Below are 22,494 nucleotides of genomic sequence, written 5' to 3' on the forward strand. Positions count from 1 at the left end.
GCGGATCGCCGCCGTGCCGGATTGGAGGGCCGCGGGATGACCGCGCAGGAGCCCCTCCGGGTGCACGCGCTGTGGTTCCCCGACTGGCCGCTGCGCGCGGCGCTGGGCGAGCCGCCCCCGCATCCGCCCGTCGCCCTCGTCCGCGGGAACGTCGTCACCGCCTGCACCGCCTCCGCCCGTGCGCACGGGGTGCGGGCCGGGCAGCGCCGGCGCCTCGCGCAGGGACGGATGCCGCAGCTGCGGCTGCTGCCGCACGACGAGGCACAGGAGGATCGGGCTTTCCTCCCCGTGCTGCGCCTGATCGACGAGCACTCCCCGGGCGTGCTGCTGATCCGCCCCGGCCTGGCCGCCCTCCGCTCCCGCGGCGTCTCCCGCTACCACGGCGGCGAGGAGGAGGCGGCCCTGGCGCTGCTGCGGATGCTGGCGGAGGCGGGGTACCCGGAGGTGCGGGTGGGCATCGCCGACGGCGTGTTCACCGCGGAACTGGCGGCCAGGGCGAGCGCGGCGGCGGACGGGCCGCCCTGGGCGACGGTGCCGCCCGGCGGCGCGCGGGAGTTCCTCGCCCCGCTGCCGGTGCAGGTGCTCGACGACGAGGAGCTGACCGGCCTGCTGCTCCGGCTCGGGGTGACCACTCTGGGCGGGTTCGCCGCGCTCGGCGCCGACCAGGTGCGCACCCGGTTCGGGGAGCACGGCGCGCGCCTGCACGCCCTGGCGCGCGGTGCCGACTCCCGTCCGCTCTCCCCCCGTCCGCCGGATCCGGAGCTGGCGCGCGAGATCGCGTTCGACACCCCGCTCGGCCAGGCGGATCAGATCGCCTTCGCGGTGCGGCAGACCGCGGATGCCGTGCTGCTCGCCCTCGCCGACGCCTCCGCGGTGTGCACGGAGGTGCGCATCGACCTCACCGACGACGACGGCAGGGTGCACTCGCGCACCTGGCTGCATCCGACCTGCTTCGACGCCGCCGATCTCGTCGACCGGGTGCGCTGGCAGCTGGAGGCGCTCGTCTCCGACGTCCCCGACGACGACGCCGCGCACGCGTTCCACGGCATCGTCGGGGTGCGGATCGTCCCGGTCGCCGTCGACGACGCCGCGCACCACCAGCCGGGTCTCTTCGGCGCGGGGACGGACGAGCGTCTGCACCACGCCGTCTCCCGGGTGCAGACGCTGCTCGGCCACCGCGGCGTGGTCACGGCGAGCGTGGCCGGCGGACGGCTGCTCGCCGACCGGCAGGTGCTGACCCCGTGGGGCGAGCGGCCGGTGACCGAGCGCGACCCGTCGCAGCCGTGGCCGGGGAGGCTGCCCGGTCCGCTCCCGGCCGAGGTGTTCGTCCCGCCGCGGCCGATCCGGGTGACCGCGGCGGGCGGGGAGAAGATCCGGGTCGATGCGCGCGGCGCGCTGTCGGCCCCGCCCGCGTTCATCGACGACTGCCAGGTCGCCGGCTGGGCCGGGCCCTGGCCGATCCGCGAACACCGCTGGGATCCGGACCGGGCGCTGGACGCCCACCGGTTCCAGCTGCTGGACGCACACCAGCGGGCCTGGCTGGTGATGCTCGCCGACGGCCGGTGGTGGGCCGAGGGGAGGTACCGCTGATGGGCTGGCACAATCCCGGCTACACCTGGGCCGAACTGGAGCGCACCCTGAGCGCCCCCACCGAGCCGGCATCCGCCGAACCGACCGGAATCCGGGCCGACCCCGGTCCGCTGAGCAGGCGCCGCACTCCGGCCGCCCCGCCGCCGGTGGTCCGGCCGGAGGATGCGGTCCCGTACGCCGAGCTGCACGCGCACAGCTCGTACTCCTTCCTCGACGGCGCCTCCTCCCCTGACGAGCTGCTGGCCGAGGCGGAGGCGCTGGGGCTGACCGCACTGGCGATCACCGACCACGACGGCTTCTACGGGGCGGCCCGCTTCGCCGAGGCCGCGGAGTTCACCTCGGTGCAGACCGTGTTCGGCGCCGAGCTCTCCCTGGGCGACCTCGAGGGGACGGGTCGCACGCGGACGGGTCCGTCCCCCGCGCGCAGCGGTGCGCCCGATCCGGTCGGCGAGCATCTGCTCGTCCTCGCCCGCGGCATCGAGGGGTACCACAGGCTCTCCGGCGCGATCACCCGCGCCCAGCTGCGGGGCGGCGAGAAGGGCCGCCCGCTGTACGACCTGGACGATCTGGCTGCCAGCGCCGGCGGGCACTGGACGATCCTCACCGGATGCCGCAAGGGGGGCGTGCGGCGGGGGCTCGCCCGCGGAGATGCGGTCACGCCGCTGCGGCGCCTGGTGGACCTCTTCGGTCACGACAGCGTCGCGGTCGAGCTGATCGACCACGGCGACCCGCTCGACACCCGCCGCAACGACGCGCTCGCCGATCTCGCCGCCGAGTTCCGGCTGCCCGTGGTGGCGACCAACAACGTGCACTACGCGGCCCCCGAGCGTGCGGGGCTGGCCGAGGCCGTGGCCGCCGTGCGGGCCACCCGCAGCATGGACGAGCTGGACGGCTGGCTGCCCGTGCACGGCAGCGCCCACCTGCGCAGCGGCGCGGAGATGACCGAGCGGTTCCGCCGCTATCCGGGGGCGATCGCGACCGGGCTGCGGATCGCGGAGGAGTGCGCGTTCCCGCTGCGGCGCGCCAAGCCCGACCTGCCCCGACTGGACGAGCCGGACGGCCGCACGCCGATGGAGCACCTGCGCGCCCTGGTCTGGGAGGCGGTGCCGCGGCTGTACCCGAACCTGGACGCCGAGGGCAGGGCGCGGATCGAGCGGGAGCTCGCCGTGATCGAGGAGAAGGACTTCCCCGGCTACTTCCTCATCGTGCACGGCATCGTGACGGAGGCGAAGCGCCGCGGCATCCTGTGCCAGGGGCGGGGATCAGCCGCGGCGAGCGCGGTCTGCTACCTGCTGGGCATCACCGCCGTCGACCCGATCCGCTACCGGCTGCCGTTCGAGCGCTTCCTCGCCACCACCCGCGAGGAGGAGCCCGACATCGACGTGGACTTCGACTCCGACCGGCGCGAGGAGATCATCCAGTGGGTGTACGAGCAGTACGGCCGGGAGCGCGCCGCCCAGGTGGCCAACGTCATCCAGTACCGGCCGAAGAACGCGGTGCGCGACATGGCCAGGGCCCTCGGGCACTCCCCCGGGCAGCAGGACGCCTGGTCGCGGCAGGTGGACGGCTGGAGCGCGGGGGTCGAGGTCGGCGAGGGGCACGACATCCCCGAGGACGTGCTCGCCTACGCCGGGCAGCTGCTGAAGGCGCCGCGGCACCTCGGCATCCACTCCGGCGGCATGGTGATCACCGCCCGCCCGGTCGGCGAGGTGGTGCCGGTGGAGCACGCCCGGATGCCCGGCCGCACGGTCATCCAGTGGGACAAGGACGACGCCACCTGGATGGGGCTGGTGAAGTTCGACCTGCTGGGGCTGGGGATGCTGGCCGCGCTGCAGCACTGCTTCGACCTCATCGCCGCGCACACCGGGGAGACCTGGACGCTGCAGTCCCTGCCCAAGGAAGAGCCGGCGGTGTACGACATGCTCTGCCGGGCCGACTCGATCGGGGTGTTCCAGGTGGAGTCGCGCGCCCAGATGGGCCTGCTCCCGCGGCTGCAGCCGCGGGAGTTCTACGAGCTGGCGATCCAGATCGCCCTGATCCGCCCCGGCCCGATCCAGGGCGGCGCGGTGCATCCGTTCGTGCGCCGCAAGACCGGGAAGGACCCGGTGACCTATGCGCATCCGGCGCTGGAGCCGGTGTTGGAGCGCACCCTGGGCATCCCGGTGTTCCAGGAGCAGCTGATCCAGATGGCGACCGTGCTCGGCGACTGCACCGCCGACGAGGCCGACCTGCTGCGCCGCGCGATGGGATCCAAGCGCGGCCTGGAGAGGATCGAGCGCATCCGCGAATCGCTGTACGCCGGGATGCGCCGGCACGGGCTGGACGACGAGACCGCCGACCGCATCTACGCGCAGATCCAGGCGTTCTCCAACTTCGGGTTCGCGGAGTCGCACTCGCTGTCGTTCGCGCTGCTGGTGTACGCCAGTTCCTGGATCAAGCTGCACTACCCGGCGGCGTTCCTGGCCGGGCTGCTGCGGGCGCAGCCGATGGGCTTCTACTCGGCGTCCACCCTCACCGCCGACGCCCGCCGGCACGGGGTGCGGGTGCTGCGGCCCGATCTGCACGCCTCGGGGGTGCTGGACGGGCTGGAGCCGCTCGATCCGGCGGACCCGACCGGCCCGACCGGGATGGACGCATGCCTCGCGCAGGAGCATCCGAAACCCGGCCCCTTCGACCCGGACGCGCCGGACACCTCCGCCGCGCACCGCCGTGACGGGCGGTTCGCGGTGCGGCTGGGACTCTCCGGCATCCGCGGGATCGGCACCGCGCTGGCCGAGCGCATCGTCGCCGCGCGCGCGCAGGACGGGCCGTTCCGCGACCTGCACGACCTGGTGCGCCGCACGGACGCCACCGCCGCCCAGCTGGAGGCCCTCGCCACCGCGGGCGCCTTCGAGTGCCTGGGCCTCACCCGCCGGGAGGCGATCTGGATGGCCGGGGCCGCGGCCGAGGACCGCGCCCGCTACCTGCCCGGCACCGCCGTCGCCGTGCAGCCGCCGCTGTTCGCCGACCAGACCAGCTACGAGCGGCTCACCGCCGATCTGTGGGCGACCGGCGTCTCCACCGACGACCATCCGATGACGCACTTTCGCCCCGCGCTGACCGAGCGCGGGGTGCTCCCCTCCGACCGGCTGCGCGACCACGAGCCCGGCCGGCGGATCGAGGTCGCCGGGCTGGTGACGCATCGGCAGCGGCCGGCGACCGCGGCCGGCGTGACCTTCCTCAACCTGGAGGACGAGCACGGCCTGGTGAACGTGGTGTGCTCGACCGGGGTGTGGAACCGCTACCGCCGGGTCGCGCGGGACTCCCCCGCTCTCATCGTCCGCGGCATCCTGGAGCGCTCCCCCGAGGGGGTGGTCAACGTGATGGCGGATGCCTTCGAGGATCTGCCCACCGGCGTCCCGCACCGTTCGAGGGACTTCCGGTGAGCCCGCGACCTCCGCCCGCAGCCGCGCCGCGCGACGGCGCCGCGCGCCGGCTCACCCGCCGAGGACCGCCACGATCTCCTCGTGCCCGAGACGACGCGCGTTCTCGAGCGCCGTGCGCCCCTGCGCGTCCCGGATGCCGGGGTCGGCGCCCATCGCGACCAGCACCCAGGCCACCGCGACGTGGTCGCCCAGCACCGCGTGCATCAGCGGGGTGCGCTGCTCGGAATCCCGCGCCTCGACCGCGGCCCCCGCCCGCAGCGCGACGGCTGCGGCATCCGCATCGCCCTCGCGGGCGGCGGCGAGCAGGGCGGCGTCCGGATCCGACGGCGCCGGGGCGGAGAGCGTGCTCCAGGATCGCGCGCAGCCCCTCCAGTCCCCGCTGCTCCGCCATCTCCCGCGGCGTCCAGCCCTCCCCGCCGGAGGGGCGGTCCAGCTCCACCCCGCCGGCGATCAGCGCCCGGACGGTGGTGGCGTAGCTCTCGGTGTCCTCGCCGAAGATGACCGCCTCGTGGATGGCCTGGTAGCCGATCCGGTTCACGTGGTCGCGGTCGATGCCGGCGCGCAGCAGCTCGCCGACGACGTATCCGTGCCCGCGCTCGGCGGCGCGGATCAGACCGGTGCCGTTCCAGCTGTCCTTGTCGTCGACGACAGCGCCGTGCGCGAGCGTCAGCCGCAGCAGTTCCAGGTGGCCCTCGCTGGTGGCGATGAGGTACGCGGACTGCTGCGTGTCGTCCTTGGCGTTCACGTCCGCGCCGCGGGCGATGAGGTCGGCGGCGGTCTCGACGTCGTCCGCCCAGGCCGCCTCCCGCAGCTGCGCGTCCAACCGCTGCTGCTGATCGCTCGCGGCGGATGCCGACGACGATGGACCGGATGGACCGGATGGACCCGATCGGTCGGGTGCCGCGGGTGCGCAGGCGACGAGCACGGCCGCCGCCACACCGGCGAGCAGGGCGATCGCGCGCGGGAACCTCGGATACGGGGTGATCGGGCGCGGGGTCATGCCCCCAGTCTGCGGCCTCCCGCCTCGGCCGGCATCGGACGACCGGCGAGCATCGGATCAGCCGATCGGATGGTCCGGCGGCACCGCGCGCGGCGCGGCCTGATCACCAGAACCGGTCCGGCGCCTCCGCCGGCGGACGGTCCGCGCCGCCCCACCGATCCGCCTCGGCCTTCGCCGCTGCGGCAGCGGCATCCGCCTCGCGAAGGGCCGCGTCGGCCGACTCGGCCGGATCCACGGCCGCCACCACGAGCGTCGTCTGCGGTCCCGCCGCGGTGTCGGCGACGGTGCAGTCGCGCACGTGCCCGCGCCACACCTCGACCCGCTCGCCCGGGATGTCCCGCAGCCGGTACCGGATGCCGCGGTCGAGGTCGAACACGAAGGCCACCGCCCCGGCATCCGCCTCGCCCTCGCGCACCTGCGCGATCTCCACCCGGTTCCCGCGCGGCACCGGAGCGGATGCCGCGACGACGAGCGTTCTCTCCATGCCCCCACTTTAGGCTCCGGCACCTGCCACCGGACCGGCCGACCGCGCCGTGCTGTTAGCCTTGCCGGGCCGGTCGGAAGGAGGCGCAGCGCATGAGGCTCTGGTCGCTGCATCCGCGCCATCTCGACCGCGCCGGCCTCACCGCCTGCTGGCGGGAGTCCCTGCTCGCCCAGGCCGTGCTGTCCGGCCGCACGCGTGGGTACCGCCACCACCCGCAGCTGGAGCGGTTCCGCACCCGGCCGGATCCGCTGGCGGCCGTCGGCGCCTATCTGACCGGGCTCCGCGCCGAGGCCGGCCGCCGCGGCTACCGGTTCGATGCCACCTGCATCCTGTCACCGGCCGAGCCGGATGGGACCATCCCGGTGACCACCGGGCAGCTGGCGCTCGAGTGGGCGCATCTCGGGCGCAAGCTCGCGCTGCGCGATGCCGCAGCGGCCGCGCGCTGGGAGCGGGAGGCGCCGTCGCCGCATCCGCTCTTCGTCGCGATCGAGGGCGAGGTCGAGCCGTGGGAGCGGGCCGTCCTCTAGGTGCGCGCCCTGCGGCTGTCAAGGCGGTGCGGGATGCGCGGGAGCGCGCCTAACCTCGTCCCCAGGGCCCCGGCGCGGACGAGCGCGGGCCGCAGCCGAGAGGAGGACCGGATGACCCCTCAGCCGGAACTGAAGGACGAGGAGCTGTACGAGAAGCTCCGCGATGAGGGCGCCTCCAAAGAGAAGGCCGCGCGCATCTCGAACGCGGCGGCCAGGGACGGGCGCTCCACGGTGGGCCGTCGCGGGGGCAAGGCCGGCGACTACGAGGACTGGACGGTCGACGAGCTGCGCAAGCGCGCCAAGGAACTCGGGCTCGAGGGGTACTCCGGCAAGCGCAAGGCGGAGCTCATCCGGATGCTGCGCGAGCACTGACTTCGACGCGCCGAGCCCCGTCGAAGCGTCCGAACCGCCGGCCGCCGAACCCGTCCACGCGCCGGCTCAGCGCCTGTCCGCGTCACGCCCCGGCACATCCCCACGCCCCGGCACCTCGTCGTGCCCGGGCACCTCTCCACGCCCCGGCACCTCGCCGCGCTCCGCGGCGAGCTCCTCGCGCAGACCGGCGTTCTCGTCCTCCAGTTCGAGGATGCGGCCGATGCCGGCGATGTTCATGCCCTCGCTGCGCAGCTGCGCGGCGCGCCGGAGTCGCTCGATGTCGTCGTCGCTGTAGCGGCGCGTGCCGCCCTCGCTGCGGGAGGGTGTGAGCAGGCCCTTGCGCTCGAAGAGACGCAGGGTCGCCTCCGGCATGTCCACGAGCTGTGCCGCCACGGCGATGCCGTACAGCGGAGTGCGCCCGTCGCGTTCCGTCATGCTGAGAGTTTCCTTCAGATCTGTTGCAAATCTTCTCGATTTGTCCTATAACAAATTTGCAGTCACAGATGCAGATTACCTGCATCATCATACAACCGATCCCGCCCTTCCCGGGCCGCACGAAAGGAGAACACATGGGAATGACATTCGATCCGATCAGTCAGCTCGATCGTTTTGCTGCCAGCGTGCTGGACTCCGTTCGGGCACCCCGACTGATGCCGGTGGACCTGTTCCGCGACGGTGACAAGTATGTCCTGCACGCCGATCTGCCCGGCGTGGACCCCGGGTCGATCGACGTGGACGTCGACGGCTCGCAGCTGTCGATCCGCGCCCAGCGCACGGCCGACAGCGGCGAAGGCGTCCGCTGGCTCGCGCGCGAGCGCAGCTCCGGCACCTTCCTGCGCCAGTTCACGCTCGGCGACGGCGTGGACGTGGACAAGATCAGTGCGTCGTACGAGAGCGGTGTGCTGTCGGTGATCATCCCGGTCAGCGAGCGCGCCAAGCCACGCAAGATCACGGTCGAGGCCGCGGAGCACCGCCAGGAGATCGCGGCCTGATCCGCCCCGCCATCGAGGGGGCGCCCCCGCGGAGGGACGCCCCCTTCCGCATCCGCCGACTCCCGCATTAAAGGACGACACGATGAGCCTCTCCCCCACCCTCGATCGCTTCCTGCGCAGTATGGAGTACCCGGCTGTGAAGGACGATCTGCTCCGCGAGGCGGCGCGCGACGGGCTGTCTGCGGAGGACACCGCCCTGCTCGAGCTGCTGCCGGAGCAGAGCTTCGCCGCCCGCTGGCACGTCCGCCACGTGCTGGCACGCATCGCGCGCGCCGAGAGCGCGCTGGTCCCGGCGTAGCAGTGCCCGCTCTCACCGCGGTCCAGGGCGACATCACCGCCCAGCAGGTGGATGCCGTCGTCAACGCCGCCAATCGTTCGATGCGCGGCGGGGGCGGCGTCGACGGCGCCATCCACCGCGCGGGCGGACCCGCGATCCTCGAGGACTGCATCCGTCGGTTCCCGCACGGCCTGGCGACCGGCGACGCCGGCTGGACCACCGCCGGGGACCTGCCCGCCCACTGGGTGATCCACACCGTCGGCCCGGACTGGGGATCCGGCGAGCGCGAGCGCTCACTCCTGGAGTCCTGCTATCGCCGCTCCCTCCAGGTCGCCGACGAGCTCGGCGCGCTGAGCGTCGCCTTCCCGCTGATCAGCGCGGGCGTGTACCGCTGGCCGCGCGAGGACGCCATCGACACGGCGGTGCGGATGCTCGCCGGGACGCCGACGTCCGTGCAGGACATCCGCATCGTCGCGCTGGACGCGGCCATCGCGGAGGCCGTCCACGAGCGGATCGCGCGCGAGTCCTGAGCGGGGCGCATGCTGCCGTTCAGCCGGCCAGGTCCGCCGCCGTGCGCAGATCCGCGACGAAGGCGCGGAAGCCCGCCCGGCGCTCCTCCTCCTCGCGGATGCGCAGAATGCTCGACGGGGTGCACGGTCACGACCACGGTCGTCCGCGCGGCATCCGCGGCCTCGAGGGGGACGCCGCGCACCTCGCCGATCTTCACCGTGCGCCCCAGCACCGCGCGGGCCGCGGTGGCGCCCAGGGCGACGATGACCTGCGGATGCACGACGGCGATCTCTGCCTCCAGCCACGGCCGGCACGCGACGATGTGCCCGACGGCGGGCTTCTCGTGAATGCGGCGCTTGCCGCGGCGCTCGAAGCGGAAGTGCTTCACCGCGTTGGTGACGTAGGCGGAGGCCCCACCGATCCCGGCATCCGCGAGGGCGTCGTCCAGCACCCGCCCGGCCGGGCCGACGAACGGCTCGCCCGCGAGATCCTCCTTGTCGCCGGGCTGCTCGCCCACGAGCATCAGCGCGGCCCCTGGCGCTCCCTGCGAGAACACCGCCTGGGTGGCGTCACGCCACAGCTCGCATCCGCGGCAGTCGTGCACGGCGCTGCGGAGCTCGTCGATGCCCGCCGCATCCGGTACCCAGCGGGCGGCGCCGGACGGTCCACGTCGGGCATCGTGCCGCCTCCTCCTCCGCATCCGTCGCGGCTCGCACCGCTCAGTGCATCGTGTCGGGATCGGAGTCCCCCATGTGCCCCGGCAGCGTGACCGACAGCACCCGCGCGACGAAGGCGGCGTACTCCTCCATGTAGTGGCGCAGGAACTTCTCGGTGCCGGGGTCCTTCACCTCGCCGTCCTCGCCGTACACCTCCGGTTTGAACGAGATGTACGCCTCCGGGGCATTCAGCTGCGGCGCGTCGAGGAAGCTCAGCACGCTGCGCATCGACGACTGCATCACCGCGGTGCCGATCGCGCCGACCGAGGCGCCGATGATGCCGGTGGGCTTGCGCGCGAAGGAGTTCTTCCCCCACGGCCGGGAGCCCCAGTCGATGGCGTTCTTGAGCGGGGCGGGGATGGAGCGGTTGTACTCCGGCGAGATGAAGAGCAGGCCGTCCGAGGCCTCCACCCGCTCCTTGAACCGGGGAACTGCCGGGTCGGGGTTCATCTCGTCATCGCGGTTGAACAGCGGCAGGTCGCCGATCGGGATCTCGGTGAGCTCGAGCTCGTCAGGCGCGAGGCGGACCAGCGCCTTCGCGAGCACCCGGTTGATCGAGTCCTTGGACAAGCTGCCGACGAGGTAGCCGATGCGGTGTGTCATGGTGCTTTTCTCCTTCCACTGCTCCCGGTCCGCCCGGGACAGCCGGTGTCAGGCGGAGCGGACGCGGACGCGTCCGCCCTCGACCCGCAGCTTCCACCGTGGTTGCGGGACGCTGGCAGGGCCGCGCTGAACGCTCCCATCCTCCAGGAAGAACCGGCTGCCGAGCCAGGGGCAGGTGACGCAGCCGTCGGCATCCAGGCTGCCCTCTTCGAGCGGGCCGCCGGCGTGCGAGCAGACGGCGGAGATCGCGTTCAGGCTTCCGTCCTGCCGGGCCAGCAGCACCGGGACGCCGTCCGCCTCGACCCGGATCATCTCCCCCTCGGCGATGTCGGCGTCCGCCGCGACGTCGGTCCAGTCGGTGACCCGCGGCTGGAACGCGGTGTGGTTCACGCCGATGCCGCGGGCGAGGGAGAGATGACCGCCGAGATACGCGGACCCGAGGGTGACGCCGAGCGCCAGCAGACTCAGCGCGGCTCCCGCGCCGCGGTGGCCGCGCCGCCGGAGCAGCCACGACACCGCCTGCAGTCCGGAGACGGTCTCGTTGCTCGCCGCGTGCACGAAGCCGACCCGCTTGTCGCGCCCGTAGGTGTCGCTCCAGTCCGCGGCGCCCGAGAGAGCCGTGGGGGCGGATGCCAGCAGCCCGAGACCGACCAGGCGGCGCGCGACCGGGGCGCCCGCCTCGCCGCAGGTGAGATCGATCGCGACGGCGGAGCTCCACGCCCCGATCGGCAGGTCGGTGAGCACCGGATGCAGCTGATGGCCGAGCCAGGAGCCGGACAGGGCGTTCTTGACCGGTGTCGATCGGGTGAGCGCGGTCACCCAGCCGCTGACCTTCTCCACGACGGGGTCGAGGGACTTCGCCGCTCCGATGCGGCCGATCAGGGAACGCATCGTCTCCGGCACCGCTTCTGTCGCCACGCGCATGGTCGCTCCTCCCGGTGGGGGTCGTCGGAGCATCCGGTCTACCCCGCGCCCGCGAGCCGGTCAACGGGGGTGGCGCGCGCTGCCGCGAGCCGCTATGCGCGCCCCGAGTGGTCCTGCGCCTCGACCTCGTCGCCGCCGGGCGGGTACGCGGTCACCTCGGGGCGCCGGGACAGCAGGACGGTGCTGACGACGAGACCGCCCCAGATGATCACGACGGCGATCACCAGGAACACGAGTGCGATGCCGGTCATCGTGCACCTCCTTCCGTGGTTGCGGATGCCGGACGCGGGCGCTCCCCCGGCACCGCGGGCCAGACCGTGAACAGCGCGGGGTCGCGCCGCCACGGGCTCAGGGTGAGCAGCAGCGACCCGGCGATCATGAGCACCACCGAACCCCAGCCGACGATGAGCAGGTAGGTCTCGTCGTAGCCGCCGTAGGGCTCGGAGAGGAGTCCGAACACGGTGGCGATGAGCATGTACCCGAGCACCACCGGTCCGAGGACGGACACCAGGAACAGCCAGATCCGGCCGACCTTGAAGGTGGACAGCATGCTGAGGTGGCCGCTGAGCTCGGTGCCGGCACGGCGGATCCACAACACGGTGATGGTCATCACCACGGCCGACCCGACGATGCCGATGTTGTTCGCCCAGTTGTCGATGGTGTCCAGGGCGGTCAGGCCCGAGGTGGTGCCGAAGAGGACGATCGAGATCACGGCGAGCGCACCGCCGAGACCGTACACGGCCTGCGCGCGGCTGAGGCCGAACTTGTCCGTCACGGCCGCGAGGATCACCTCCATCACCGAGATCAGCGAGGTGAGGCCGGCGAGCACCAGGGCTCCGAAGAACAGGGCGCCGAAGAACTGTCCCCCGGGCATCTCGGCCACGATGGCCGGGAAGGTCATGAAGGCGAGTCCGACGCCGGTGAGGCCCTCGAGCTCGGCGATGGCGATCGACTGCTGGTGGGCCAAGAACCCGAGCGTCGCGAACACCCCGATGCCGGCGAGCACCTCGAAGGACGAGTTCCCGAAGGCGACGACGAGGCCGGGCCCGGTGAGGTTGGACTTGCGCCGGCGGTACGACGAGTACGTGAGCATGATGCCGAAGGCGACGGACAGCGAGAAGAACACCTGGCTGTACGCGGCGACCCACACCGACGGGCTGCCCAGCGCGGCGAAGTCGGGGGTGAAGAAGGCGTTCAGGCCGTCGATCGCGCCGGGCAGGAACAGCGCCCGCACGACCAGGATGAGGAATCCCGCCACCAGCAGCGGGACGGCGATGACGTTCAGGCGCTGCACGCCCTTGACCACCCCGGCCCCGAGGATCCCGAGGGTGACCACCCACATCAGCACCAGCGGCAGGAGCACGCCCGGCACGAAGTCGAGAGTGAACGGCTCGCCGGCGACACGCAGGTAGTCGCCGGTGAAGAACGCCGCGGCATCCGACCCCCAGCGCAGGTCGAAGGAGAACACGAAGAAGCTCAGCGCCCAGGCGAGCACGGCGGTGTAGTAGAGCGAGATGAACACGCAGATCATCACCTGGAACCAGCCCAGGCCTTCGCCGAACCGGCCGGCCAGGCGGCGCAGCGCGAGCGGCGCCGAACCACGGAAGCGGTGGCCGATGGCGTAGTCGAGGAACAGGATCGGGATGCCGGCGGTGAGCAGGGCGACGATGTACGGGATGAGGAACGCCCCGCCGCCGTTCTCGTAGGCGACGCCGGGGAAGCGCCAGATGTTGCCGAGTCCGACGGCCGAGCCGACGGCGGACAGGATGAAGCCGACCTGACCGGTCCACTCCGCGCGCTGCGGGACGGCGCCGGCTGCCGGGGAGGCGCTCTGGGTCACGGGAGGGTGCTCCTTCGTTCGGATGCGGGAACGTCGTCTGCGAGCGTACCGGTCGCGAGCGGATGCCGCGACCCGGCGCCCGACGGGGGCCGGCGTGCCGAAACCGCTAACGATCGCTTAACGGACGCCGGCGTCTACTGGGTTCCGGCGGCCGACGACGCCCACCTTGCCGGAACTCACGCGAAAGGAAGCGGAGATGTCCTGGTATCTGTACCGCCTGCGGGCGCATCGCCCCGACTTCGCCCAGACGATGTCGGATGCCGAGATGGCGACCATGCAGCGCCACATCGAGTACTGGCGGGAGCCGTTCGAGCAGGGGCGGGTGCTGATCTACTCGCCGGTGGCCGACCCCGACGGCAGCTGGGGGATGTGCGTCGTGCAGGCCGACTCGGAGGACGAGCTGGAGCGCCTGCGGGACCACGACCCGGCGTATCTCGACGACGTCGGCACGGTCGACTGGCTGCTGCTGCCGTTCCCGGTCGCGGTCGATCCGCGCCCGGTCCACTGACCCCGGCGTCCCCCTCGCATCATCCGCATATCGAAAGGAAGAGCAATGTCGAACCATCCCGTGAACTTCTTCGAGATCGTCAGCGACGACCCGGCGCGGCTCCGGTCGTTCTACTCGGACCTGTTCGGCTGGCGCATCCAGGTCGATGAGGACGGCTACGGCCTCGTCGACACCGGCGCCGGAGAGAACGGCGTCGGAGAGAACGGCGTCGGAGAGAACGGCGTCGGAGAGAACGGCGTCGGCGGCGGCATCGGGCCCAAGACGAGTCCGGAAGACGCGGCCGTGAAGATCTACATGCGCACCGACTCGCTGGAGGACACGGTCGCCCGGGCGCAGGAGCTCGGGTCGACGGTGTACCTCCCACCGATGGACCTGCCCGGCGACTACGGGCGCATCGCGATCGTCAGCGACCCGGACGGGAACCCGGTCGGGCTCTGGAGCTGATCCCGACCCGCCCTCCTTCCGGGTGCCGCCCGGCGGCACCCGGAAGGAGGGCTCCGAAGGTGAAGGTCGAATGTCGTGAACGCCACTCCTCTGCCCGCCGCCGGCCGCGTAGCCGGCGCCGGCGAGCGTCCTCGCCTGCTGTCCTGGCCGGCCGCCGTGCTGCTGCACCTCGCGCCGGGCGCGGCGCTGCTGCTCTTCTTCCTCCTCACCGCTCCTGCGCTGCAGACCGCGGGCCTGCCACCTGTGTGGGCGCTGCTCTTCGGCACCGTGCTGGTGATCCTGCCCCTCGAGGTCTGGCTGGGTCGACGGCTGCAGCGCCGCGCGGCCGCGACCGGCGTGACCGTCCTCCCTCTGGGGCGGATCGGCCGGGAGGACCTGCCGGTGCTTCTCGCGGCTCTGGTGGCGGCGCTGCTGGCGCCCGGGGCCGTGGTCTGGCTGGAGCCGATCATCCACGACGCCGTGCTGTCCTGGTTGCCGGGATGGTTCACCGCCGGTCCGAGCGCACTCGCGGAGCATCCACCCCTCGTGGTCGGCACCACCGTGGTTCTCTGGCTGATCACGCAGGTCATCGTTGGACCCGTGATCGAGGAGGTGTACTTCCGCGGCCGCCTCCTTCCGCTGATGCCGGGCGGGTGGATGATCGGCGGCATCGCCGAGGCCGGGCTGTTCAGCCTGTATCACCTGTGGCAGCCGCAGGCCGTCCTCACCATCCTCGTGTTCACCGTGCCTCTCGTGGCGCTCGCCGGCGTGCAGCGCAAGACGGCGACCGCCGTCGTCGTGCACGTCACGGTCAACCTGCTGGCCTTCGTCGCGCTGTTCCTCGGCGCGGCGGAGCGTTGAACGCACTCCGCTGCGAGGAGCCGTCGATGCCATCGCACGGCAGCCTGTCGCTCGACCGCTCGCTGATGTCCGCCGGCCTCGTCGAGAGGCGGAACAGCTCCTGGCCGGTGAGGCCGTGCCGGCGCCATAGTGGATCCGCAGCGGATTCCGGCGCCGGTGTCCCCATCCGGGCATCCCGTCCGTCAACACTGTGACGAGCGTCGACGGTGACGTCCATCGACGGCGGGATCGTCCGAGAGAACGGAGAGAAGATGAAGTACGCACTGCTGATCTACGACACCCCGGACGCCTGGAGCACCCGGAGCGAGGCCGAGGTGGCCGAGGTCATGAGCCGGTATGCGGCGGTGGGGATGGACGCCGCGACCGTCGGCCGCGAGCAGCTGCAGCTGCCGCAGAGCGCGACCACGGTCCGCATCCAGGACGGGCGCGAGCTCGTGACCGACGGGCCGTTCGTGGAGAGCAAGGAGTATCTCGGCGGGTTCTATCTGGTCGACGTGCCCGACCTCGACGCGGCCATGGAGATCGCGCGCCGCATCCCGGCCGCGTCGGAGGGTGGCGCCATCGAGATCCGCCCGGTCGTGGAGCGGACCGGTTGATCGAGACGATCTTCCGCGACGAGTGGAGCCAGCTCGTCGCCTACCTGTGCGGCCTCTTCCGTGACATCCACGTCGCCGAAGAGGCCGCGCAGGAGGCCTTCGAGGCGGCGGCACGGGCGTGGCCGAGGGACGGTGTGCCGGAGAGCCCGCGTGCCTGGCTGCGCACCACCGGGCGCCGCAAGGCGATCGACGCGCTGCGGCGGGACAAGCGCGTGGACGTCGGGCTCGACGAGTCCCTGCCATCGGCGGTCGGCAACCCGGGGACGGATGCCGGGGCGGCCACGGCCATCCCGGACGGCCGGCTGGAGTTGATCTTCGCCTGCTGTCACCCGGCGCTGTCGCGCGAGGCGCAGGTGGCGCTCGTGCTGCGGTCGCTGATCGGCATGAGCACGGTCGAGATCGCGCGGGCGTTCCTGGTGCCGGAGGAGACGATGAAGCGCCGGCTGACCCGCGCGAAGGCCAAGATCCGTGACGCCGGCATCCCGTTCGCGATGCCGCGCCCGGCGGACCTCGACACGCGGGTGGATGCCGTCCTCACCGTGATCTACCTCATCTTCAACGCCGGGTATGCGGGGCGCGCCGAGCTGGCGGACCAGGCGATCTGGCTGGCACGGGTGATGAGCGCGCTGCTGCCCGACTCGTGCCGCATCCACGGCCTGCTCGCCCTGATGCTCTTCCACGGGGTCGACCGGCATCCGGACGCCGTACATCATCCAGGCGCAGATCGCGGCCGAGCACGCGCGCGACCGGGTCGACTGGTCGCGTGTGGTGTCGCTGTACACCGATCTGCAGCAGGTGCTGGACTCCGACATCGTGACGCTGAACAAGGCGATCGCCGTGGCAGAGGCGGAGTCGGCGGATGCCGGGCTGTCGATGCTCGACACGCTCGACCTCGACGGCTACCACCACCTGCACGCGGCCCGCGGCGAGCTGCTGCACCGCCTCGGCCGGAACGCGGATGCCCGGGCCGAGTTCGCCCGGGCATGGGAGTTCGCGGACAACGAGCTCGATCGGGGGTTCCTGGCGCGGAGACTACAGGAGCTGACCGAGCAGGTCTGAGCCCTTTTCCGGGCCGAGCTTCGGCGAGCCGATTCGCGGCTACATGTCACCAGCGACTCAGCGTTACGCACCCGACACCAGACCGGGCGCTCGGGTCTGCGAGCCCCGGGAAGCGGCATGGCGGCGGACGCTAGAAGGACCGGAAACTCGTGCGAGATCCGGCCCTCAATGGTCGGGCTGCTGCGAAACTACTGCCAACAAGCGCGGAAAACCGCGGAACTGGCCGAACTCCTGGCCACTGCGCGAGGCTCGACGCGGGAAGCGGATGACCGACCACTCCCCCAGCAAAACGCACTGCATCGATCGGTCGTGAGGCTCATCATCGATGACTATGAGGCCGGAGCATCCACGTATGAGCTTGCCAAGCGGTACAACGTGCGCCGCAACACCGTCCGCGACACGCTCCGGCGCGCAGGGTTCGACCTCACCGCCAAGTCGAAGCGCGCAGCCCTGAGCGAGGAGCAGAAGGCCGAGGCTCGGCGTCTGTTCGCCAGCGGGGCGACCCGACGCGAGCTGATGGAGATGTACGGAGTGAGCGAATCCACGATCAGACGGGTACTGCGTCCTCGTCGATGAACGACACCTACTCCTCTTCGGAGGGCCCCGCCGTCACGAAGCCCTCCTTCGCCATGATGCGCCGTCGTCGCGAGTACATGCGCTCCAGAAGCGGTACGTACATGTCGCGGTAGTCATGAACGGTGGCGGGGAGGTGACTGGCATCATGCCCGCGGGTGATGCGTCCGATCTGCTGGATCACTCGCCCCTTGGAGGAGACCGGAACTCCCAGGAACAGCGTGTTGAGCGCCGGGAGATCGAGCCCTTCGCCGGCGACCTTGTCGATGGCGAGGAGCACGTATGGCTGCTGCCGTGCTTCCATCTCGTTGAGAGACGCTCTAATGCTTCGGCGTTCCGCGGTGGGGAGGCGCCCATGGAGCCCGACCACTGGCGCCGCGCATCCCTTCAATGCATCTGCGAGCGCGTCGATATGCTCGAGCCTGTTCGTCAGGACGAGGCACGTCCGCCCCTGGGCGACCGCTTCATTGACGTGCCGGGCGATCATCGCGTTGCGCTCGGGATCGGCGGCGAGCTCCGAGTAGATCGCTTGGATAGACGGCCCGTCTGTCCCGGGCTCGTCCGTGCGGAAGGTCGTCTCGTGGACGATCAGCTTGCGCTCCGCTCGCTCCTGAGAGTCGAGCACGTGCCGCACCGGCCCGCACTGCATCGTGATCAGGCCGTTCATCTGATCGGCACGGTAGGGGGTCGCTGTCAGCCCGACCCAGTAGCGTGCGCTGACATTGCGCAGGGCGGCCTCGGTCGCGGGAGCGGCGACGGCATGGCACTCGTCGACGATGATCTGCCCGTACTCTTCCAGCACCGCAGGGTCGGCGTTCCGGTGCGAGACGGACTGCATCATGATCAGGTCCACGACACCTCGCCGCTTCCGACGCCCGGCTCCCAGCTGTCCGATCTGCTTGTCGGTGAGGCCGAGGAACTGCTGTAGACGCTCACGCCACTGTGTGAGCAGTTCGGCCCGGTTCACGAGGATCGCCGTCGGCCTGGCGCGCTCGGCGATGAGCGCGCAGGCCATGACCGTCTTGCCCGCCCCGGGCGGTGCAACGAGCACTCCGGTGTCATGTGCGAGGAGCGCGTCGACGGCTTCCTGTTGCTTCTCTCGCAGCTGCCCCGTGAATGTCAGCTCCAGACGTGTCTGTGCCGTCGCTGTTGCCTCGATCGCTGCCTGGAATCCCGCATCCGCGAGGAGCGCCACGGTTTCGTCGGTAAGCCCCCGTGGTAGCCGCAGCTCGTGCTCGTCGTGCTCGAAGCTGGTGACCAGGCGTGGCGTCCCGAAGGTGCTGAACCGCTGTGCTTGCCTCCGATAGAACTCGGGGTTGGGCACCGATGCCATGTGCTTGAGCTCGGTGATCACGATGCCCGCAAGGTGTGCCGTCGGGACGTGCAGCAGAGCATCGCGGCGAAGCTTCAGCGACCTATGCGCGGTTCCGCGCGCGGCCGCTCGGATGCTCGCTCGCCGTGGCCTGGTGGCCAACGACTCGGCGGGCCCCACGCGCGCCTCTGCGTGGCTCGTCGCTCCAAGTTCCCTGATTCGTTCTGCGGAGACGGGCGTCGTCGACGCGAGTGCCGCGAATTGGTCCTCGTGCGGACGCCATGTGTCGGGGTCGACGAACACGGTCGTCCCGCGTCGGCGGCAGTCGCCTTGCAAGGGCAACGCGATGAGGTTGCCCAGGCGCGCCCGCCCTGAGGATCGTTCGGGCAGCGTGTCCTGCGAGGGAAAGAAGCGGTCGTAGCTGCGGAAGTCCATCGCCGGCCTGCGTGTCATCGCAGCGCGCAGGAGCCGCATCCCCGCTGCGCGAGCCGTCATGGCGGGGAGCACGTCCTCGAAGAAGATCCAGACATGCGCGCCTTCGCCGGAACGGGAGACCTCGGTGAGCGCGTGGATCCCAACCTGCTCGCACTCTGCGACGAAGGCCGCGGCATCGTGCCGCCACTCTGCGTCGTCGAAATCGCAGACGAGAAGCCTGCACTGGTCGCCTTCGAGCATCGGGTAGAGACCGATATGGAACTCGCGCTCCCCATGAGCAGCCGCGCCCCGCAGATGCCGTTCGATCGTGCGCTCATCGAGTGGCAGGTAGTCAGCAGCGGTCTCGGAGCCGGTGTAGAAGCCGCCGCGCACGGCAGGGCTCCAGCCGAACGTCCCCGTGCGCGCGCTGGTCCAGCGCGTTGCGTAGACGTCGTTCCTGCCGGTGAAGCGCGCTCGGAACAAGGCGAGCTTCTCGGCGCTCGACGAGGCCGCCGTGACGGTAGGAAGCAGATCGGAGCGAGGGCGCGCGCCGACCGGCTCCTCTCGCTGAAGCTCCCTCAGCTGTTCGCGGGCTTCTGCAAGTTCCCGCTCCAGTCTCGCGATCCGTGTCCGCAGGGTATCGATCTCAGCGGTGGTCTCCGGACGGCGCACGGCTCCCAGGGTACCGAGCGCCCCGGACCGTCGGTGATGCGCAAAGAAAAGACCCGGCGCCAGAGGCGCCGGGTGGTATGACCCCATGTTAGCGCTCGTCACCATGGTGCGGGCTTCGTGATCCGGGACGAGATCACGTTCGGGAGCTGATGCGCGTAGAGGTCATCGGGCTCAAGACGGTACCACCAGTGGTTGCCTGCGCCTTCGGTCGGCGTCCCCCTGTGCGTCAGGATGGGGTGAGACACCAGCACTGCTGACCTTCGCACTGCACGGGGCGAGAACGGACCAATACTGAGATGACGATGACGGTTGCTGACGTCGGCACCGATGATGGGGCTATGGCTCCTCGTGCTGACCGGCCCAAGAGGCGGACGTTCACCGCCGAGTTCAAAGCGGCGATCCTGGCCGAGTACGACGCCGCGGACCGCTCTGGGCGTGGGGAGATCCTGCGCCGGGAGGGCCTGTACACCTCCCACATCATCGAGTGGCGCAAGGCCGCGGCCGCCGGCTCGCTGTCCGGGCTGGGCAGCAAGCCGCGGGACCGGCGCGAGCGGGAGCTGCAGGCGCTACGGGCCCGGGCGGAGAAGGCCGAGGCCGAGCTGGCCAAGACCAGGGCGGCGCTGGACCTGATGGGAAAAGCACACGCGCTCTTGGAGACGCTCTCCGAGAGCGCGGACAAGCCGCCGCGGTCGCCGCGGTGATCAACCCGGCCGTCGACGGGCTGGCCGAGCACGTCGGCACCGCGGCTGCGTGCGCGCTGCTGGGTCGCTCCCGCGCCAGTCACTACCGGGCCAAGAACCCGCCACCGCCACGTCCACGGACACCGCGGCCGGCACCGGCGAACAAGCTGTCCGCCGCCGAGCGGGCCCACGTGCTGGCCGTGTTGACCAGCCAGCGGTTCGCGGACAAGTCGGTCGCCCAGGTCTGGGCCACGCTGCTGGACGAGGGCACCTACCTGTGCTCGATGTCCACGATGCACCGGATCCTGCGCGAGCACGACATGGCCGGGGAACGGCGCCGGCAGGCGAGCCACCCGCCCCGGACCCGGCCCGAGCTCGTCGCGACGGCGCCGGGGCAGGTGTGGAGTTGGGACATCACAAAGCTCAAGGGGCCGGAGCGGGGCGTGTACTACGACCTGTACGTCGTGCTCGACATCTTCTCCAGGTTCGTCGTGGGCTGGACCATCGCGGCCCGCGAGGACGCCGAGATCGCCAAGAACCTGCTCGAGCACGCCATGGGCATCCATGGCGTGCCGGAGGCGATCCACGCCGACCGCGGGACCTGATGACCTCCAAACCGGTCGCTCAGCTGCTCGTCGACCTCGGGGTGGCCAGGTCGCACTCCCGCCCGCACGTGTCGAACGACAACCCTTACAGCGAGGCGGCGTTCAAGACGCTGAAGTACGCCCCGGTCTTCCCCGAGCGCTTCGGGTCCCTGGCCGACGCCGGCGCGTTCGCCGAGCAGTTCTTCGCCTACTACAACCACGAGCACCGCCACTGCGGGATCGGGCTGCACACCCCCGCCAGCGTCCACTTCGGCACCGCCGGGCAGGTCCGCGCCCAGCGCCAGGCCACCCTGGACGCGGCCTACGCCGCCCGTCCCGAGCGCTTCGGCCACCGCCGACCCCAGGCGCCCAAGCTGCCCGAGGCCGCCTGGATCAACCAGCCCTCACAGGAGGCCCTCATACAGACCGCCTGACGGAATCTGTCTCACCCGCCTTGACACTTTCCGGTCACATCGACGCCGAGAGAACACCTGATGCTGACGTTCGAGCAAGCGCTGCGGGTCGCCGCCGAGCACTTCGGCGAGCCCTTCGCTCGTGACGGCTGGGAAGACGACGGCGCGCTCCTCGTGACGCCGCAACGGGTCGTCGACGACGAGCGGCGCGGGCTTGTCGAGATCGGCGCCCCGTGGATCGTGGTCGACCGCGCGTCGGGCGAGATCGAGACGTGGCCGACGCTGCCGCATCTTGACCGGGTGCGTGCCATGCGGCGGGTCGTCAGCTAACTGCCGAGGACGTTATTGCGTGCTTTCCCCATCGACTTCCGCAGGTTCTTCCGCATCCGCCGCCTCGCCTTCTTCGCGTCCGGACTCGTCCACAGGTGCTCGATCTGGTGACGCAGGTCCTCGTAGTTCTTCCCCCGCGACTTCGCCGATTCCACACCGACCAGATAGGCGGCGGTGACGATCACCGCGAGAATCACAATGTTCTTGCCTATCGCGTTACTCCTTTCTCTCCCGAGGGAGTGTCAGTTGACTCGCGGCTGGTCGGCTGCGAGACGGGCTCGGACGCCCGAGTGGATCGAGATGAGCGTCGGGGTCTCACGGCCGGTAAGCCTCGCCAGGTTGTCGACCAGCCGGGCCACCGCTTCGGCGACATCGACCGGTGAGGTGTTCTGCCTCGGCGTGACACGGACATGCAGCACGTCTTCGCCACGCACCCTGCTCGCGCTCACGCGCGACGTGAGGATCTCCCCCGGGAGGCGAGCGAATGGGTGATGGCATCGGAGGCGAAGCCCTGCCGGATCACCACCGCTCCCTGCGCACCCTCGCCGCTCTCCTCACGGATCACCACGCTGCTTTGACCGCCACCCAACCGGGCGATCACCGCCACCGCTCCCACCGCGATGACCAGCAGCACGGCCAGCACGCCCATCGTGAGCCAGCTCACGGTCGTCGCGTCGGAGAGGCGGGAGGATTCATCCGCATCCTGCATCCAGGACACCGCATCACCTGCCCACGCCTCCCAGGCCTGGGCTGCGACCGGCCACGCCGATGCGAGGACCGTACACGCACCGGCGGCGAGAAGTATCAGC

At 71.3% G+C, this 22,494-nt stretch carries 24 protein-coding genes and 3 pseudogenes; 16 read left to right on the forward strand and 11 right to left on the reverse strand.

The window, feature by feature from the left end:
- Positions 1 to 36 precede the first annotated feature (36 nt).
- Both JSY13_RS08040 and JSY13_RS08045 read left to right on the forward strand, forming a co-directional pair.
- On the forward strand, positions 37 to 1,590 hold the full coding sequence (locus JSY13_RS08040) for a DNA polymerase Y family protein (protein WP_259606207.1): 1,554 nt from the start codon (positions 37 to 39) through the stop codon (positions 1,588 to 1,590).
- On the forward strand, positions 1,590 to 5,015 hold the full coding sequence (locus JSY13_RS08045) for an error-prone DNA polymerase (protein ID WP_259606208.1): 3,426 nt from the start codon (positions 1,590 to 1,592) through the stop codon (positions 5,013 to 5,015). Before JSY13_RS08040 ends, JSY13_RS08045 begins: the two co-directional genes overlap by 1 nt.
- On the opposite strand, the gene JSY13_RS12700 is transcribed toward JSY13_RS08045, so the two are convergent.
- Both JSY13_RS12700 and JSY13_RS08055 read right to left on the reverse strand, forming a co-directional pair.
- Positions 4,945 to 6,015, reverse strand: coding sequence for an ankyrin repeat domain-containing protein (locus tag JSY13_RS12700; RefSeq protein ID WP_432806396.1), 1,071 nt, complete (start codon positions 6,013 to 6,015; stop codon positions 4,945 to 4,947). The genes JSY13_RS08045 and JSY13_RS12700 overlap by 71 nt on opposite strands.
- A 103-nt stretch (positions 6,016 to 6,118) precedes the next feature.
- Positions 6,119 to 6,499: a hypothetical protein gene (locus JSY13_RS08055; RefSeq protein ID WP_259606209.1), complete on the reverse strand. Its 381-nt coding sequence runs from the start codon at positions 6,497 to 6,499 to the stop codon at positions 6,119 to 6,121.
- Positions 6,500 to 6,591: 92 nt separating this feature from the next.
- Here JSY13_RS08055 and JSY13_RS08060 point away from each other — a divergent pair, with 92 nt between their 5' ends.
- Positions 6,592 to 7,026, forward strand: coding sequence for a pyrimidine dimer DNA glycosylase/endonuclease V (locus JSY13_RS08060; RefSeq protein ID WP_259606210.1), 435 nt, complete (start codon positions 6,592 to 6,594; stop codon positions 7,024 to 7,026).
- Positions 7,027 to 7,137: 111 nt separating this feature from the next.
- Positions 7,138 to 7,398 (forward strand): Rho termination factor N-terminal domain-containing protein, encoded by a 261-nt coding sequence (locus JSY13_RS08065; protein WP_259606211.1) that lies wholly within the window; start codon positions 7,138 to 7,140, stop codon positions 7,396 to 7,398.
- A gap of 66 nt (positions 7,399 to 7,464) precedes the next feature.
- Here the strand turns inward: JSY13_RS08065 and JSY13_RS08070 are convergent, their stop codons facing one another.
- On the reverse strand, positions 7,465 to 7,833 hold the full coding sequence (locus tag JSY13_RS08070) for a MerR family transcriptional regulator (RefSeq protein ID WP_259606212.1): 369 nt from the start codon (positions 7,831 to 7,833) through the stop codon (positions 7,465 to 7,467).
- A 134-nt stretch (positions 7,834 to 7,967) separates the two neighbouring features.
- Here JSY13_RS08070 and JSY13_RS08075 point away from each other — a divergent pair, with 134 nt between their 5' ends.
- The 3 genes from JSY13_RS08075 (at position 7,968) to JSY13_RS08085 (ending at position 9,197) form a co-directional block, all read left to right on the forward strand.
- On the forward strand, positions 7,968 to 8,390 hold the full coding sequence (locus tag JSY13_RS08075; protein ID WP_259608166.1) for an Hsp20/alpha crystallin family protein: 423 nt from the start codon (positions 7,968 to 7,970) through the stop codon (positions 8,388 to 8,390).
- Between the two features lie 82 nt (positions 8,391 to 8,472).
- Positions 8,473 to 8,688, forward strand: a complete 216-nt coding sequence (locus tag JSY13_RS08080; protein ID WP_259606213.1) for a DUF2795 domain-containing protein — start codon at positions 8,473 to 8,475, stop codon at positions 8,686 to 8,688.
- 2 nt (positions 8,689 to 8,690) lie between these two features.
- Positions 8,691 to 9,197 carry an O-acetyl-ADP-ribose deacetylase gene (locus JSY13_RS08085; protein ID WP_259606214.1) on the forward strand — a complete coding sequence of 169 codons (507 nt, stop codon included), beginning with the start codon at positions 8,691 to 8,693 and terminating at the stop codon, positions 9,195 to 9,197.
- Between the two features lie 155 nt (positions 9,198 to 9,352).
- Here JSY13_RS08085 and JSY13_RS08090 read toward each other — a convergent pair.
- The 5 genes and pseudogenes from JSY13_RS08090 to JSY13_RS08110 form a co-directional block, all read right to left on the reverse strand.
- A pseudogene (locus JSY13_RS08090) lies at positions 9,353 to 9,877 on the reverse strand (UdgX family uracil-DNA binding protein); the annotation flags it as partial.
- Between the two features lie 19 nt (positions 9,878 to 9,896).
- A complete protein-coding gene (locus JSY13_RS08095; RefSeq protein WP_259606215.1) occupies positions 9,897 to 10,496 on the reverse strand; it encodes an NADPH-dependent FMN reductase in 600 nt (199 codons plus the stop codon).
- Positions 10,497 to 10,544: 48 nt separating this feature from the next.
- The gene (locus JSY13_RS08100; RefSeq protein WP_259606216.1) at positions 10,545 to 11,420 is read right to left on the reverse strand and encodes a Rieske (2Fe-2S) protein; all 876 of its coding nucleotides are present in this window, start codon (positions 11,418 to 11,420) and stop codon (positions 10,545 to 10,547) included.
- A gap of 92 nt (positions 11,421 to 11,512) precedes the next feature.
- Positions 11,513 to 11,671 (reverse strand): methionine/alanine import family NSS transporter small subunit, encoded by a 159-nt coding sequence (locus JSY13_RS08105; RefSeq protein ID WP_259606217.1) that lies wholly within the window; start codon positions 11,669 to 11,671, stop codon positions 11,513 to 11,515.
- Positions 11,668 to 13,260, reverse strand: coding sequence for a sodium-dependent transporter (locus JSY13_RS08110; protein ID WP_259606218.1), 1,593 nt, complete (start codon positions 13,258 to 13,260; stop codon positions 11,668 to 11,670). Before JSY13_RS08110 ends, JSY13_RS08105 begins: the two co-directional genes overlap by 4 nt.
- A gap of 196 nt (positions 13,261 to 13,456) precedes the next feature.
- Between JSY13_RS08110 and JSY13_RS08115 the strand changes: the two genes are divergently transcribed.
- The 7 genes and pseudogenes from JSY13_RS08115 to JSY13_RS08145 all read left to right on the forward strand — a co-directional run bounded on the left by JSY13_RS08115 (position 13,457) and on the right by JSY13_RS08145 (position 17,283).
- Positions 13,457 to 13,768, forward strand: a complete 312-nt coding sequence (locus JSY13_RS08115) for a YciI family protein (protein ID WP_259606219.1) — start codon at positions 13,457 to 13,459, stop codon at positions 13,766 to 13,768.
- A 45-nt stretch (positions 13,769 to 13,813) separates the two neighbouring features.
- Positions 13,814 to 14,212 carry a VOC family protein gene (locus JSY13_RS08120; RefSeq protein ID WP_259606220.1) on the forward strand — a complete coding sequence of 133 codons (399 nt, stop codon included), beginning with the start codon at positions 13,814 to 13,816 and terminating at the stop codon, positions 14,210 to 14,212.
- Positions 14,213 to 14,287: 75 nt separating this feature from the next.
- The gene (locus JSY13_RS08125; RefSeq protein ID WP_259606221.1) at positions 14,288 to 15,052 is read left to right on the forward strand and encodes a CPBP family glutamic-type intramembrane protease; all 765 of its coding nucleotides are present in this window, start codon (positions 14,288 to 14,290) and stop codon (positions 15,050 to 15,052) included.
- A 206-nt stretch (positions 15,053 to 15,258) separates the two neighbouring features.
- Entirely contained in the window at positions 15,259 to 15,648 is a 390-nt protein-coding gene (locus tag JSY13_RS08130) for a YciI family protein (RefSeq protein WP_259606222.1), read from the forward strand.
- Positions 15,645 to 16,316 (forward strand): annotated as a pseudogene (locus tag JSY13_RS12705) (RNA polymerase sigma factor); the annotation flags it as partial. The gene JSY13_RS08130 and the pseudogene JSY13_RS12705, both read left to right, overlap by 4 nt.
- Before the next feature lie 100 nt (positions 16,317 to 16,416).
- On the forward strand, positions 16,417 to 16,707 hold the full coding sequence (locus JSY13_RS08140) for a hypothetical protein (protein WP_259606224.1): 291 nt from the start codon (positions 16,417 to 16,419) through the stop codon (positions 16,705 to 16,707).
- Positions 16,708 to 16,875: 168 nt separating this feature from the next.
- Positions 16,876 to 17,283, forward strand: a complete 408-nt coding sequence (locus JSY13_RS08145; protein WP_259606225.1) for a helix-turn-helix domain-containing protein — start codon at positions 16,876 to 16,878, stop codon at positions 17,281 to 17,283.
- Between the two features lie 7 nt (positions 17,284 to 17,290).
- Here JSY13_RS08145 and JSY13_RS08150 read toward each other — a convergent pair whose 3' ends face one another.
- Positions 17,291 to 19,678, reverse strand: coding sequence for a DEAD/DEAH box helicase (locus tag JSY13_RS08150; protein ID WP_259606226.1), 2,388 nt, complete (start codon positions 19,676 to 19,678; stop codon positions 17,291 to 17,293).
- Between the two features lie 302 nt (positions 19,679 to 19,980).
- On the opposite strand from JSY13_RS08150, the pseudogene JSY13_RS08155 reads away from it, so the two are divergent.
- Together JSY13_RS08155 and JSY13_RS08160 are read left to right on the forward strand one after the other, a co-directional pair.
- Positions 19,981 to 21,376 (forward strand): annotated as a pseudogene (locus tag JSY13_RS08155) (IS3 family transposase).
- A 60-nt stretch (positions 21,377 to 21,436) separates the two neighbouring features.
- Positions 21,437 to 21,685: a hypothetical protein gene (locus tag JSY13_RS08160; RefSeq protein WP_259606227.1), complete on the forward strand. Its 249-nt coding sequence runs from the start codon at positions 21,437 to 21,439 to the stop codon at positions 21,683 to 21,685.
- Here JSY13_RS08160 and JSY13_RS08165 read toward each other — a convergent pair.
- Positions 21,682 to 21,882: a hypothetical protein gene (locus tag JSY13_RS08165; protein WP_259606228.1), complete on the reverse strand. Its 201-nt coding sequence runs from the start codon at positions 21,880 to 21,882 to the stop codon at positions 21,682 to 21,684. The two genes, JSY13_RS08160 and JSY13_RS08165, sit on opposite strands and share 4 nt — an antisense overlap.
- A 248-nt stretch (positions 21,883 to 22,130) precedes the next feature.
- Complete coding sequence (locus tag JSY13_RS08170) at positions 22,131 to 22,403, reverse strand: hypothetical protein (RefSeq protein ID WP_259606229.1); 273 nt, start codon at positions 22,401 to 22,403, stop codon at positions 22,131 to 22,133.
- Positions 22,404 to 22,494 lie beyond the last annotated feature (91 nt).

It is taken from the genome of Microbacterium neungamense, assembly GCF_024971095.1.
Taxonomy (GTDB): Bacteria; Actinomycetota; Actinomycetes; order Actinomycetales; family Microbacteriaceae; genus Microbacterium; species Microbacterium neungamense.

Bases quoted from the DNA above. Each gene is read 5' to 3' on its own strand.
- JSY13_RS08145 (WP_259606225.1), top strand. From the start codon at position 16,876: ATGGTCGGGCTGCTGCGAAACTACTGCCAACAAGCGCGGAAAACCGCG.
- JSY13_RS08160 (WP_259606227.1), top strand. From the start codon at position 21,437: ATGCTGACGTTCGAGCAAGCGCTGCGGGTCGCCGCCGAGCACTTCGGC.
- JSY13_RS08055 (WP_259606209.1), bottom strand. From the start codon at position 6,499: ATGGAGAGAACGCTCGTCGTCGCGGCATCCGCTCCGGTGCCGCGCGGG.
- JSY13_RS08115 (WP_259606219.1), top strand. From the start codon at position 13,457: ATGTCCTGGTATCTGTACCGCCTGCGGGCGCATCGCCCCGACTTCGCC.
- JSY13_RS08120 (WP_259606220.1), top strand. From the start codon at position 13,814: ATGTCGAACCATCCCGTGAACTTCTTCGAGATCGTCAGCGACGACCCG.
- JSY13_RS08080 (WP_259606213.1), top strand. From the start codon at position 8,473: ATGAGCCTCTCCCCCACCCTCGATCGCTTCCTGCGCAGTATGGAGTAC.
- JSY13_RS08100 (WP_259606216.1), bottom strand. From the start codon at position 11,420: ATGCGCGTGGCGACAGAAGCGGTGCCGGAGACGATGCGTTCCCTGATC.
- JSY13_RS08040 (WP_259606207.1), top strand. From the start codon at position 37: ATGACCGCGCAGGAGCCCCTCCGGGTGCACGCGCTGTGGTTCCCCGAC.
- JSY13_RS08045 (WP_259606208.1), top strand. From the start codon at position 1,590: ATGGGCTGGCACAATCCCGGCTACACCTGGGCCGAACTGGAGCGCACC.
- JSY13_RS08065 (WP_259606211.1), top strand. From the start codon at position 7,138: ATGACCCCTCAGCCGGAACTGAAGGACGAGGAGCTGTACGAGAAGCTC.
- JSY13_RS08060 (WP_259606210.1), top strand. From the start codon at position 6,592: ATGAGGCTCTGGTCGCTGCATCCGCGCCATCTCGACCGCGCCGGCCTC.
- JSY13_RS08075 (WP_259608166.1), top strand. From the start codon at position 7,968: ATGGGAATGACATTCGATCCGATCAGTCAGCTCGATCGTTTTGCTGCC.
- JSY13_RS08095 (WP_259606215.1), bottom strand. From the start codon at position 10,496: ATGACACACCGCATCGGCTACCTCGTCGGCAGCTTGTCCAAGGACTCG.
- JSY13_RS08070 (WP_259606212.1), bottom strand. From the start codon at position 7,833: ATGACGGAACGCGACGGGCGCACTCCGCTGTACGGCATCGCCGTGGCG.
- JSY13_RS08105 (WP_259606217.1), bottom strand. From the start codon at position 11,671: ATGACCGGCATCGCACTCGTGTTCCTGGTGATCGCCGTCGTGATCATC.
- JSY13_RS12700 (WP_432806396.1), bottom strand. From the start codon at position 6,015: ATGACCCCGCGCCCGATCACCCCGTATCCGAGGTTCCCGCGCGCGATC.